Annotated in this window: 13 protein-coding genes and 1 tRNA gene; 10 read left to right on the top strand and 4 right to left on the bottom strand. The window is 66.1% G+C overall.

Annotation, left to right across the window (positions count from 1 at the left end; genetic code table 11):
* Positions 1 to 4: 4 nt before the first annotated feature.
* Positions 5 to 1,831, bottom strand: a complete 1,827-nt coding sequence (locus SH584_RS09095) for an autotransporter domain-containing protein (RefSeq protein ID WP_324806476.1) — start codon at positions 1,829 to 1,831, stop codon at positions 5 to 7.
* Positions 1,832 to 1,963: 132 nt separating this feature from the next.
* Positions 1,964 to 2,320 (bottom strand): bleomycin resistance protein, encoded by a 357-nt coding sequence (locus SH584_RS09100; protein WP_324806478.1) that lies wholly within the window; start codon positions 2,318 to 2,320, stop codon positions 1,964 to 1,966.
* A 126-nt stretch (positions 2,321 to 2,446) separates the two neighbouring features.
* Between SH584_RS09100 and SH584_RS09105 the strand changes: the two genes are divergently transcribed.
* The 6 genes from SH584_RS09105 to hslU all read left to right on the top strand — a co-directional run bounded on the left by SH584_RS09105 (position 2,447) and on the right by hslU (position 7,488).
* A complete protein-coding gene (locus tag SH584_RS09105) occupies positions 2,447 to 2,998 on the top strand; it encodes a glycoside hydrolase family 108 protein (RefSeq protein WP_324806480.1) in 552 nt (183 codons plus the stop codon).
* Between the two features lie 70 nt (positions 2,999 to 3,068).
* Complete coding sequence (locus SH584_RS09110; RefSeq protein WP_324806482.1) at positions 3,069 to 3,482, top strand: holin family protein; 414 nt, start codon at positions 3,069 to 3,071, stop codon at positions 3,480 to 3,482.
* Positions 3,483 to 3,583: 101 nt separating this feature from the next.
* Positions 3,584 to 4,447, top strand: a complete 864-nt coding sequence (locus SH584_RS09115) for an alpha/beta hydrolase (protein ID WP_324806484.1) — start codon at positions 3,584 to 3,586, stop codon at positions 4,445 to 4,447.
* Between the two features lie 54 nt (positions 4,448 to 4,501).
* Positions 4,502 to 5,047 (top strand): ATP-dependent protease subunit HslV, encoded by a 546-nt coding sequence (gene hslV, locus SH584_RS09120; protein WP_324806486.1) that lies wholly within the window; start codon positions 4,502 to 4,504, stop codon positions 5,045 to 5,047.
* A gap of 40 nt (positions 5,048 to 5,087) precedes the next feature.
* Positions 5,088 to 6,155, top strand: a complete 1,068-nt coding sequence (locus tag SH584_RS09125) for an FAD-dependent oxidoreductase (protein ID WP_324806488.1) — start codon at positions 5,088 to 5,090, stop codon at positions 6,153 to 6,155.
* Between the two features lie 31 nt (positions 6,156 to 6,186).
* Positions 6,187 to 7,488, top strand: coding sequence for an ATP-dependent protease ATPase subunit HslU (gene hslU / locus SH584_RS09130; RefSeq protein WP_324806490.1), 1,302 nt, complete (start codon positions 6,187 to 6,189; stop codon positions 7,486 to 7,488).
* On the opposite strand, the gene SH584_RS09135 is transcribed toward hslU, so the two are convergent.
* Positions 7,476 to 8,186 carry a TIGR02117 family protein gene (locus SH584_RS09135; protein ID WP_324806492.1) on the bottom strand — a complete coding sequence of 237 codons (711 nt, stop codon included), beginning with the start codon at positions 8,184 to 8,186 and terminating at the stop codon, positions 7,476 to 7,478. The genes hslU and SH584_RS09135 overlap by 13 nt on opposite strands.
* Positions 8,187 to 8,355: 169 nt before the next feature.
* A tRNA-Pro gene (locus SH584_RS09140) sits at positions 8,356 to 8,432 on the bottom strand.
* A 164-nt stretch (positions 8,433 to 8,596) separates the two neighbouring features.
* Here SH584_RS09140 and yajC point away from each other — a divergent pair.
* From yajC to SH584_RS09160, 4 genes are all read left to right on the top strand, one after another.
* Positions 8,597 to 8,926 carry a preprotein translocase subunit YajC gene (gene yajC, locus SH584_RS09145; RefSeq protein ID WP_324806494.1) on the top strand — a complete coding sequence of 110 codons (330 nt, stop codon included), beginning with the start codon at positions 8,597 to 8,599 and terminating at the stop codon, positions 8,924 to 8,926.
* Positions 8,926 to 10,518, top strand: a complete 1,593-nt coding sequence (gene secD, locus SH584_RS09150; RefSeq protein ID WP_322841522.1) for a protein translocase subunit SecD — start codon at positions 8,926 to 8,928, stop codon at positions 10,516 to 10,518. Before yajC ends, secD begins: the two co-directional genes overlap by 1 nt.
* A 14-nt stretch (positions 10,519 to 10,532) precedes the next feature.
* A complete protein-coding gene (secF, locus tag SH584_RS09155; RefSeq protein WP_322841521.1) occupies positions 10,533 to 11,483 on the top strand; it encodes a protein translocase subunit SecF in 951 nt (316 codons plus the stop codon).
* A 111-nt stretch (positions 11,484 to 11,594) separates the two neighbouring features.
* Positions 11,595 to 12,383: an outer membrane protein assembly factor BamD gene (locus SH584_RS09160; RefSeq protein WP_322841520.1), complete on the top strand. Its 789-nt coding sequence runs from the start codon at positions 11,595 to 11,597 to the stop codon at positions 12,381 to 12,383.
* Positions 12,384 to 12,411 lie beyond the last annotated feature (28 nt).

A 12,411-nucleotide genomic window follows, 5' to 3' on the forward strand; every position in this document is an offset into this window, starting at 1 on the left:
GAGGTCAGAAGCCGATGCGCACGCCCAGCTGTGCCGAGGTTTCCTCGCCCTGGTCCTTGCCGACCGTCGCCGATCCCGACACGTCGAGGCTAACGTTGCTGAGGATGGCGGCGCTGAAGCCCGCATTGAAGCGGCCGTAGAGCTTCTTCGATCCGTCCTCGAACGCAAAGCTGTTGACGATGATCGGCGAGGCCGTCTGCGCGTAGCGGATCGTGCGCTCGTCGCCGGTGAAGTCCTTTTCGACCATTGCCGAGGCGTAGGGGCGGAATTGCACGCCGTTGCCGCCGAAGTCACCGCGAACTTCCAGGCCCGCGCTGCCGCGGAGCGAGGAGTAGCGGATCGACGAAACGTCGAGCGTCAGCGCATCGTCGCCTTCCTCGGTATAGCCGTCGACCTTGGCGCGGGCATAATCGAGCGCGACCACCGGGCCGGCGCGGAAATTGCCGACGTTGGCGAGGTAACCGACCTTGCCGCCGGCGAGGAAGTGGTTGCCGTCGGCCTCCGCGTCCATGCCTTCGACGACGCCGGTGCGCTGGATGTCGTGGCGGTCCCAGCCATAGCCGGCATAGCCCTGTGCAAAGGCGCCGGCGATGCCGAAGCCAACATAGCCGCCGACTTGATAGGAACGGGTGTCGACGTCGGCCGCATCGTTCCCGAAGTTGGCGCGCGCCTTGCTGACGTTGCCGGCAAGACCGGCGACGCCCGAACCAAAGCCGACTTCGACGCCCAGCGTTCCGCCGACGCCGCTCGCGCGGAACTCGTCGTTATACTGGCCGCGATCGAGGCGGCGGGCGAAGCCGTCGCCGACCGCGAACACCTTGACGCCTTCGGGCAGGTCGCCGTCACGCGGCGCGCCGCCGTCGAGGCGAGCGGTGAGCGTGCGGCCGAACTGGCGCGCCACGTCGAGGCCGAGGTCCGACGGCGCCTGAAGCGTCAGCGGTGCGGTCAGCTGCGCGGCGATATAGCGACCGACGATCGCATAGCCGGCCGAGGTCAGGTGAAGCTGGTCGCCATAGAACAGGAAGGGATTGGCCGATCCGGCGATGCAGGTGGTGTTCGGGAAGGCCGGGCAGGCGAGCCCGGTCAGGCCGTAACCGGCAAAGTCGGCGGTGACCTGGTCGAGCAGGCGGTTGAGATCGAGGTAATGGACCGTCACGCCGTTGGCGGCATAGCCGGCCAGCGTCGATTGCAGCGCGTTGTTGAACGTCGCCGAATAGCTGCTGCGGATCGCCGCGCCGGTCGGGTTCGACGCGATCTCGGGCAGGCGCCCGGTGTCGCCGGCCAGGAAGCTGATGTTGCGCGCACCGGCGTTGACCAGTGCGTTGAGGCCGGTGGTCGCAAAGGCGGCGGAGGTCGTCGCGGCGGCCTGCGCGCCAGCGGCGGTGCCGCCGGTCTGCTGATAGAAGCGCGCGTCGTTGCCGCCGACCGACACGGCCAGCAGGTCGTTGGCACCGAAGGTGCCGCTGACGCGTGGGAAGGCGGCGGGGCCGCCCCCGGCGAGGAAGCTGTTATATTCGGTGATGAAGCCCAGCGGCGGGCCGTTGGTGTTGCGGTTGTCGGTCAGCGCGCCGCCAATCGCGAAATTGTCGATCGGAACGCCCAGGATCGTGCCCAGCGTATCGATATAGTTGGTGCCGCCCGAAAAACGGCCGGTCGGATAGACGATGGTCGAGGCCGGGTTGATCCCGGTCAGCTGGAAGAAATTGCCGTCGTCGGCATAGCTGTCGCCGAACGCGACGATCCGTTCGATGCGCTGCGCCGATGCGGGCGTGGCGATCGTCAACATGCTGGCGGCGAGAAGGCTCGCGGCAAAGAGCTTCTTGGTGGTCATTGGATGCATCCTCCCCTGGCCGCGTCGTTGCGCGGCATTGCCCTCTTCATGCCGTGCGGGCGGAATCAGGACAAGTGATGCGATTGCAACAGTGACGCTACGGCAGGGCGGGAATCCGGGCGCGGCGAGGCGCTAATTTTGCACCATCCGGATCAGCGAGCCGTCGGGATCGACCATGTAGGCGATCGTCAGCCCGCTCGCCTCGCGCCGTGGCGGGTTGAGCCGCGGCTGGCCGCCGCGCTGTTCGGGAATCCCGGCGGCGCGGCAGGCGGCGTATAACTCGTCGAGGTCGTCGACCCGCAAACAGGCACCGAAGCTGCTGCTCAACGGGTCGAGATCGGGAAAGGGAAAGAATTCCAGCGTCATCCCGCCGCGCTTCAGAATCATCCAGCCACTGTCGCGCCACCCCTCGACGAACCCGATCGCGCCATAAAAGGACGAGGTCGCGCTGAAGTCGCGGGCGGGCAGGTTCGGGGTCGCATGATCCATTCCGGCAGACTGTCACGCCCGCTCACGCGCGGCAATGGGAAGAATCCGACTCCGAACTCCCGGGCCCTGTCCTACAGCGAACCAATTAGGATAACGAACTCTCGCCGAATAAACCGGGAGAGTAAGATGGATGCGTGCAACGTTGACGAATTGATCGATGGACTGATCGAGCGCGAAGGGGGCTATGTCGATCATTCTGCCGATCGCGGCGGGGCGACCCGGTTCGGGATTACCGAGGCAGTGGCGCGTGCGCATGGCTACGCCGGGGCGATCGCCCGGCTCCCTCGCGAAGAGGCGGCGGCCATCTATCGCCGGCTCTACTGGTTGCGGCCGAAGTTCGACCAAGTGGCGAAGCGCGCCGCGCGCGTCGCGGCCGAACTGTTCGACACCGGCGCCAATATGGGTCCTGCCGTCGCGACCAACTTCCTCCAGCGGGCGCTGACTGCGCTCAACCGCAATGGCAAGGATTTCGCCGATCTGGTTCCTGACGGGCGAGTCGGGCCACGAACGTTGGGTGCGCTTGATGCTTTTCTTGACGTGCGCGGAGAGGCTGGCGGAGAGACCGTGCTGCTCCGCGCGCTCGAAGCGCTTCAGGGGGAACGCTACCTCCGGCTGGCAGAGAAGCGGCCCGCCAACGAGGCGTTCCTCTACGGCTGGCTCGCGAACCGCATCGGCTAAAGTTCGCAAATCACCGCGCAAAACGCGCCTCACTCCACGAACTTTGTGAACTTAAGACAGGAGACTTCCCATGGCCATTTTCGATGCAATCATCGCGCCCGTTGCGAAGCTGATCGACAAGATCATTCCCGATCCCGCGGCGCGCGACCGCGCCAAGCTCGAACTGATCAAGCTGCAGGGCGACCAGGAACTCGCCGCCGTCGCCGCGCAGATGCAGGCGATCATGACCGAGGCCGCCTCGGCCGACCCGTGGACAAGCCGCGCCCGTCCGGCGTTTCTCTACACGATGTACACACTCATCCTGTGGGCGATCCCGATGGGGCTGATCGCGGCGGCCGATCCCGCCATGGCGAAGGGAATCGGGCAAGGGATGACCGCCTATCTTCGTGGCATCCCGGAAGAACTCTATGCGCTCTTCGGCACCGGCTACCTTGGCTACACCGCCGCGCGGACATGGGGAAAAGTGAAGGACGTCGAGAAGTAAGCGGCACGTCGTCGCCACGACAGCGGGGACCCGGCACGCGTTTGCAAACGTAGTACGTCCGGGTCCTCGCGTCCGCGGGGCGATGAAGCAAGGGTGCCGCGTTGAAGCGTAGATCGATTTTGGGCGCAGGACTGTTCGCCGGACTGGCCGCCTGCTCCCCCGTCAGACTGCTCGATTCCGCAAGCAAGGTCAGCGGCGATCGCGCCCGGCTTGCGGCAGGCGGGGTACGGTTCGGCCCCGACCCGCGTCACCTGCTCGACGTGTGGGTCCCGCGCACGCGCTCGACCGCTCCGCTCCCTGTGGTCGTCTTCTTCTACGGGGGCGGCTGGGTCGCGGGGGAGCGCGGCGACTATGGCTTCGCCGCCCGCGCATTCGCGGCGCGCGGGTTCGTCGCGGTGGTCGCGGACTACCGGCTGGTGCCGCAGGTCCGCTTCCCGACCTTCATTCAGGACGGCGCGCTCGCGATGAAATGGGTGCGCGACCACGTCGCCCAATATGGCGGCGACCCGCGCCGGATCAGTCTGTCGGGCCATTCGGCGGGCGCCTACATCGCCGCGATGCTGACGCTCGACCGCCATTATCTTCGCGACGTCGGGGTCGATCCCGCGATCGTCCGCGCGGCGGCGCTGCTGTCGGGACCGTATGATTTCTACCCCTTCACCGAATCGCGTGGGCGCGATGCGCTTGGGCGTTGGCCGCGGCCGGAGGAAACGCAGCCGATCAGCTTCGCGCGCGCCGACGCACCGCCGATGCTGCTGGGGCACGGTACCGCCGACACGGTCGTGCGCCCCTATAACAGCCAGAAGCTCGCCGACCGCCTTCGTCGCCTCGGCGCGCCGGTCGATTTGCGGCTGTATCCGGGCAAGAGCCACGTCGACACGGTCAAGTCGTTGTCCCCGCTGTTTCGCGGGTCGACGCCCGCGCTGGCCGACAGCGTCGCCTTCCTCACCGCACACAGCCGCTAGCTTGCGCCCCGCCGCCGCCGCACCCACATCGCGCCCCTGAAGATGGGAGCAGGCATGGAAAGCTGGCACGGAACGACGATCCTGGGTGTCAAGGCGAACGGGCGCACCGTCATCGCCGGCGACGGCCAGGTCAGCATGGGCAATACGGTGATGAAGCCCAATGCCAAGAAGGTCCGCCGGCTCGGTGCCGAGGGCGCGGTGATCGGCGGATTCGCCGGCGCGACCGCCGATGCCTTCACCCTGTTCGAACGGCTGGAAAAGAAGCTTGAGGCGCATCGCGGCCAGCTGCTCCGCGCAGCGGTCGAACTCGCCAAGGACTGGCGCACCGACAAATATCTTCGCAATTTGGAGGCGATGATGATCGTCGCCGATGCCGAGACGTTGCTCATCCTGACCGGCAACGGCGACGTGCTCGAGCCCGAGGGTGGGATCGCCGCGATCGGGTCGGGCGGCAACTACGCCCTCGCTGCGGCCAAGGCGCTATCGGACTATGAACCCGACCCGGAAAAGCTCGCTCGCCGCGCCATGGCAATCGCCGCCGAGGTGTGCGTGTTCACCAACGACCGGTTGACCGTCGAAACGGTTGAGAGCGCCAACTAAGACGCGCTAGCGTGGCGGCATGCTGATCGATCGCCGCTCAATGTTGATAGGTTCGGGCGCGGTGGCGCTTACCGGCTGCGCGACCGTCACGCCGGAGCCTGGCTGTTCACCGCTGCGGCCGGTGACCGTCGATGAAGGAAGGATCATCCGCACCGTCGCGGGGCTGCGTCCCTATCGCGCGGCGGGCTTCGTCGTCCGGCGCGAGGCGCTCGGCGACAAGGCGCTGGTTCACAACTACGGGCATGGCGGCGCGGGAATTACGCTCAGCTGGGGAAGCTCGCGGCTCGCGGCCGACCTCGGTCTTCCCGGTCATTCGGGACCGGTCGCGGTGATTGGCAGCGGTGTGATGGGCCTGACGACCGCGCGGTTGGTGCAGGAAGCCGGCTTTCCTGTGCGGCTCTACACGGCGGCCCTTCCGCCGCAGACCACCTCGGCCGTCGCCGGCGGGCAAGTTTCGCCGTTCGGCCACTTTCGCGAAAACATGGTGACGCCGGCGTGGATGGCGCAATTTCAGGCAGCGATGGCCTATAGCTGGACGCGGTTCCAGTCGCTGGTCGGAGATCGCTACGGAATTCGCTGGCTGCCGACCTACGAGCAATCGCGCAACGCCGCGTTCGCCGACGATTGGCTCAACCAATATCATGCAAACGCCCGTCAATTGCGCCGCGACGAACATCCTTTTCCGGTCGAGCATATCGTGCGGTTTGACACGATGTACGTCGAGACGCCCCGCTTCATGGCGTGGCTGAGCGATGAGGTGCTGCGGGCCGGCGGGAGCATCCGAATCCGCAAGTTCGAAACGCTCGCCGACATTGCAGCGCTAGAGGAAAAGCTGGTTTTCAACTGCACCGGGATCGGAGCGCGAACGCTTGTCGGCGACGACATGCTGACGCCGGTGCGCGGTCAATTGGCGGTGCTCCAGCCACAGCATGACGTGCGCTACGCCTTCACCGGCGATGCCGGCTACATGTTCCCGCGGGGCGACGGCATCCTGCTCGGAGGGACCTACGAGCGCGGCGAAGAGGATGCCACTCCACAGCCCTCCGACATTGCGCGCATCCTCGCCTCCCACCGCCGGCTGTTCGACGGATTTCGCTGCACCGCTTGATAAAGCCGGGGCGCGCCTCATCTACGACCCCATGAATGACAATCTTACCCCGAAGGCGATCGTCGCCGCGTTGGACGAGCATATCGTCGGCCAGTCCGAAGCCAAGAAGGCGGTCGCGGTCGCGCTTCGCAATCGCTGGCGCCGCCAGCGTCTCGGCGCCGAACTTCGCGAGGAGGTGACGCCCAAGAACATCCTGATGATCGGGCCGACCGGCTGCGGCAAGACCGAGATCGCGCGGCGGTTGGCGAAGCTTGCCGATGCGCCGTTCGTGAAGGTCGAGGCGACCAAGTTCACCGAGGTCGGTTACGTCGGCCGCGACGTCGAGCAGATCGGACGCGACCTGGTCGAGGAAGCCGTCCGGCTGGAGCGCGAGCGCCGCCGCGAAAAGGTGCGCAAGGCGTCCGAGGACGCGGCGATGGAGCGGCTGCTCGACTCGCTTACCGGCAAGGGATCGAGCGAGGCGACCCGCGCCAGCTTCCGCGCGCGCCACGCCGACGGAAGCCTAGACACCGCCGAGGTCGAGATCGAGGTCAGCGATGCCCCCGCGATGCCGTTCGACATTCCGGGGCAGGGCGGGGTCGGCATGATCAACCTCAGCGACATGATGTCGAAGGCAATGGGCGGCGCGCCCAAGAAGCGGCGCAAGCTCAAGGTGCCCGATGCCTTTGCAAAGCTGGTCGAGGAAGAAGCCGACAAGCGCGTCGACGCCGACGACGTGACCCGCGTCGCGCTGGCGGATGCCGAGGCGAACGGGATCGTCTTCCTCGACGAGATCGACAAGATCGCGGTCAGCGAAGCGCGCACTGGCGGGTCGGTCAGCCGCGAAGGCGTCCAGCGCGACCTGCTGCCGCTCATTGAAGGAACGACCGTCGCGACCAAGTACGGCCCGATCAAGACCGACCATATCCTGTTCATCGCCAGCGGCGCGTTTCATGTCGCCAAGCCCGCCGACCTGTTGCCCGAGCTTCAGGGCCGCCTGCCGATCCGCGTCGAGCTGGCCGCGCTGACGCAGGAGGATTTCGTTCGGATCCTGTCGGCCACGCGCGCCAGCCTGACCGAACAATATCGCGCCCTGCTCGCGACCGAGGAGGTCAGCATCAGCTTCGCCGACGATGGCATCGCGGCGCTCGCGCGGATCGCGGCAGAAGTGAACGACAGCCTCGAGAATATCGGGGCGCGGCGCCTGTCGACGGTGATGGAAAAGCTGCTCGAGGAAATCAGCTTCACCGCCGAGGATCGCAAGGGCGAATCGCTGGTAATTGACGCCGCGTTCGTCGAGGCGCAGCTGGCCGGAATCGCGCGCGATACCGACCTGTCGCGCTACGTTCTCTGATCGGTTGGTGCTGCCTCGCGGTAGCGCCAAGTCAGTCCCTGAACGAAGGGTGCCCATGAAGGCGCTTCGACGCCCGCGAGCCGGAGGCGGCTGGCGACCCACTGGTTGCACGTGTCGATCGCGTTCGCCTTGCCGACGCCCTGGTAGAAGGCGTCGCGCGGGCCGTAGCCGGGATGATCGATGCGGATCGGACGGCCCTTGTCGTCGAGCGTGAAGCCCGCGCGGATCGCCGCCCACAAGCGGCGATATTGCGCGGGGGTCAGCCGGATCGCGCGCGCGGCGTAAGTGGGATCGGCGACCCATTCGACGTGCATCACCCGTTCGCCGCCGGTCGTCGCCGCCCAGATCGTGCGCGGGCTGATGTCGCCCCACGTCGGCGTTTCCAGATAGACGCGCCGTTCGCCCGCCCCGAACGCGACCCAACGCGCGTCCGGCGGCACGTCGGCGAAGTCACGGCGCGGCACCAGCGGCCGCCAGTCGAGGCCTTGGGCACTGGCAGGCAAAATCAGGTCGGCGTGAACGCCATTGCTGGCGAGGTAGATGGTGATCCCGTCCTTGGGCTCTTCCCAGTCGCGGTTGACCGGCACGACCGCGCCGACAAGCGCGGCAAGCAGGTAGAGCGCAGGGATCGCGGCCACCGCGAGCAGAAAGATGCGAAGGCTGGGCTTACGGCGGGATCGGCGACGACGGCGGGGCATGGTGCGGTGATGGCAGAGAGCGGCGCGAAGCGAAAAAGAAAAGCGCCTGCCTCCTAGCCGCCGGCATCAACGACACACCACGGCGTGGCTTGTCGTCGTGCTTCTCCGGCGGCGAGAACTCGCGGCGCAATCGCCGCGGTCCGCCGATGCCGGGATCGAGCAGAGAAAATGGTCGGGGCGACAGGATTCGAACCTGCGACCCCCACACCCCCAGTGTGATGCGCTACCAGGCTGCGCTACGCCCCGACCGAGTCCCACGCAGTCGCGTGGAAGTGCGGGCGCTCTAGTCGGGCACTCGCCGCTTGGCAAGGCGGCGCGCTTTGCAACGACGGTTGCAGCGTGATAGGCGGCCCGCCATATCCTGTGCGCCTGCCTTCGCGCGCCCTTAGCCAAGAGTGTCCATCACGATCATGAACAGCGCTTTCCTCATCGCCGCCGCCGCTCCGTCCGGTGGCGCAAGCTTCATCATCCAGACGATCCCGCTCGTCCTGGTCTTCGTGATCTTCTATTTCCTGATGATCCGCCCGCAGCAGAAGCGGATGCGTGACCATCAGTCGGCCATCATGGCGGTCAAGAAGGGCGACCGCGTCGTCACCGGCGGCGGGCTGATCGGCAAGGTCACCAAGGTCGGCGACACCGAGGTCGAGGTCGAGCTGGCGCAGGGCCTGCGGGTCCAGGCCGTCAAGTCGACCCTCAGCTCGGTTGGCAACGCCGCCGCGACGAAGCCGGCAAACGACTGATGCTCGATTTCCCCAAGTGGAAGGTCTGGGCCGTCAGCCTGGCGATCCTGCTCGGAATCGTGTTGGCCGTTCCCAGCCTGTTTCCCAAGGCAACCGTCGAAGCGTGGCCCAGCTGGGCGCCGAAGGCACAGATCAACTTGGGGCTCGACATCGCCGGCGGAAGCCAACTGTTGCTCGAAGCCGATGTCGCCGACGCCGCCAAGCAGCGGCTGGCGGCAATGGAAGACCAGGTCACCACCGAACTTCGTCGCGGCGAACCGCGAATCCAGATCGGCGACGTGTCGACCAGCGGCGGGCGCCTCAGCTTCGTCGTTCGCGATCCGACCCAGCTCGACATGGCGTTCGAGCGGATGCGCACGCTGACCCAGCCGGTCGGCCTGACCGGCGCGCGTGACTGGGAAGTCAGCACGGTCGACGGCAATCGCATCGTCCTGACTCCGACCGCGAGCGGCGCGGAGACGGCGCTGCGCAACTCGCTGACCGTCGCGCGCGACGTCGTTCGCCGCCGCATCGATCCGGGCGGGACCAAGGAAATCACCGTTATCAACCAGGGCGCGCGGCGAATCTTCGTCCAGGTCCCGGGCGTCGAGGATCCCGAGGCGCTGAAGGCGTTGATCGGGCAGACCGCGCGCCTCGAATTCAAGCTGGTCGCGCTCGACGCCGACCCGGCGCAGGTCGCCGCGGGCCGCGCTCCTCCGGGGGCGCAGATACTGCAGATGGCCGACGGCACCGGCCCGATCGCGGTCCAGCGCCGCGTGATGGTTTCGGGTGAGCAACTGGTCGACGCCAAGCAGAGTTTCGACCAGGACGGCCGCCCGGTCGTTAGCATCACCTTCAACGCCGCCGGCGCTCGCCGCTTCGGCCGGGTGACTCAGGAGAATGTGCAGAAGCCATTCGCGATCATCCTCGATGACAAGGTGCTGTCGGCGCCGAACATCAACGAGCCGATCCTCGGTGGGCAGGCGCAAATTAGTGGTAACTTCACCGTCGAAAGCGCCAATGCGCTCGCGGTCAGCCTTGCCTCGGGCAAGCTGCCGGTGAAGCTGAACGTGATCGAGGAACGCACCGTCAGCGCCGAGCTTGGTGCCGATTCGATCGAGGCGGGCACCATCGCGTCGGTGTTCGCGACGCTTGCGGTGATCGGCCTGATGATCGTCACCTATGGCCGCTTCGGCGTCTACGCGAGCCTCGCGCTGCTGGTGAACGCATTCCTGATCTTGGCGGTCATGGCGCTGTTCAACGCGACGCTGACGCTGCCGGGTATTGCCGGCTTCGTCCTGACGATCGGTGCGGCGGTCGACGCCAACGTGCTGATCAACGAGCGCATTCGCGAGGAATTGAGACGAGGGCGCAAGATGCTCGACGCGCTCGAGACCGGCTACAAGGAAGCCTCGACCGCGATTTTCGACGCCAACATCACCAACACCATCGCCGCGGCGCTGATGCTCTTCTTCGGCTCGGGCCCGATCCGCGGGTTCGCGGTCGTGCTGCTGATCGGCATTATCACGTCGGTGTTCACCGCGGTCAATTTCACGCGCATGCTCGTGTCGCTCTGGGTCAAGTCCAAGCGTCCGCGCACGATCAATATCTGACGGGACGAAGCGACATGAAACTCCTTAAGCTGGTCCCCGACAACACCAACATCGACTTCATGCGGTGGCGGAACGTCGCGATGATCCTGTCGACGCTGCTGACGGTCGCAAGCCTGGTGCTGGTCGGCGTGCGCGGGCTCAACCTCGGCATCGATTTCGTCGGTGGGCAGGTCGTTCGCGCGACTTTCGCGCAGCCGGTCGACATCGAGGACCTGCGCGGCCGCATCGACGGCCTTGGCGTCGGCGAAGCGACGATCCAGGAATTCGGCAACGACCGGACCTACCAGATCCGCCTGCCGCGTCCCGAAGGGCCCGAGACCGCGTCGAACGAGATCGTCAGCAAGGTCCGCACTTTCCTGCCGCAGGAATATCCGGGCGCGGTCGTCAGCGCGGGCGAATCGGTTTCGGGCAAGGTCAGCGGCGAACTGGCGTGGGACGGCGCGCTCGCGATCACCTTCGCGATGATCGGGATCGCGCTCTACATCTGGTTCCGGTTCGAATGGCAATTCGGCGTCGGCGCACTGCTGACACTCTTCCACGACGTGTCGATGGTGCTCGGCTTCTTCTCGCTGACGCAGATGCAGGTCGACCTGAACATCGTCGCGGCGTTCCTCGCGATCGTCGGCTATTCGCTCAACGATACCGTCGTCATCTATGACCGTATCCGCGAGAATATGCGAAAATACCGCAAGATGGAGATTGTCGCGCTGCTCAACTTCTCGCTCAACGAGACGCTGAGCCGCACGATCGTCACCTCGCTGTCGATCATGCTCGCGCTGGCGGTGCTGCTTGCACTCGGACCCGACGTGTTGTTCGGCCTGACGCTCGCGATCCTGCTCGGCACCTTCATCGGTACCTATTCGTCGATCTACGTGTCGGCGCCGGCGCTGGTGTGGCTGGGGCTGAAGCCCGACAGCTTCCTTCGTTCGGAAGACGAGGAAGCGGGCCTGGGCAATCCGGCCTGACGATCATCGCGGGTTCAGCTTGGGCGCGCTTTGCTCACGGACCATCGAAACCATTGCGTGCGGACGATTGGCTGCTTGGCCTTCGCCCGCTCGCGCGCTAGGAACAGGATCATGGTGAACAAGACCCGTCTCGCGGCGCTGCTGCTGCTGCCCGCCCTCGTCGTCACCGCCGGTTGCGCGCGCAATTCGGCCAAGGGCGACACTTCCTATGTCGCGCGCGACGTCAACACGCTCTACAGCCTGGCGAAGCAGCGGCTCGACCAGCAGAATTACGAGGTCGCGGCCAAGCTATTCGACGAGGTCGAGCGCCAGCATCCCTATTCGGTCTGGGCGCGCCGGGCGCAGCTGATGAGCGCCTTCAGCTATTACATGGCGGAGAAGTATCCCGACGCGATCAGTTCGTCGCAGCGCTTCCTGACGATCCATCCGGGCAACAAGGACGCGCCTTACGCCAACTATCTGGTGGCGATGAGCTATTACCAGCAGATCGAGGACGTCAGCCGCGACCAGAAGATCACGCAGCAGGCTTCGGACAGCTTCAACGAGCTGATCCGCCGCTATCCGTCGAGCCGCTATGCCAACGATGCGCGCCTGAAGCTCGACCTGATCAACGATCATCTTGCCGGCAAGGAAATGGAAGTCGGTCGCTTCTACCAGCGCTCGGGCAATTGGCTTGCCGCGGCGACGCGCTTCCGCGAAGTCGTCGACAAGTATCAGACCACCACCCACACGCCCGAAGCTCTGGAGCGGCTGGTCGAGACTTATCTCAACCTCGGTCTCCCCGACGAGGCACGCAAGTCGGCTGCGGTGCTCGGCGCCAACTACCCCGGCAGCAAGTGGTACCAGCGCAGCTACGACCTGATCCAGCGTCACGCCCCGGCGGCCGCGCCACAGGGTTGACCGCGCCGATCGCGCCAACGGGGGCCGC

It is taken from the genome of Sphingomonas sp. LY29 (assembly GCF_035593985.1).
In the GTDB taxonomy this organism is placed as follows: domain Bacteria; phylum Pseudomonadota; class Alphaproteobacteria; order Sphingomonadales; family Sphingomonadaceae; genus Sphingomicrobium.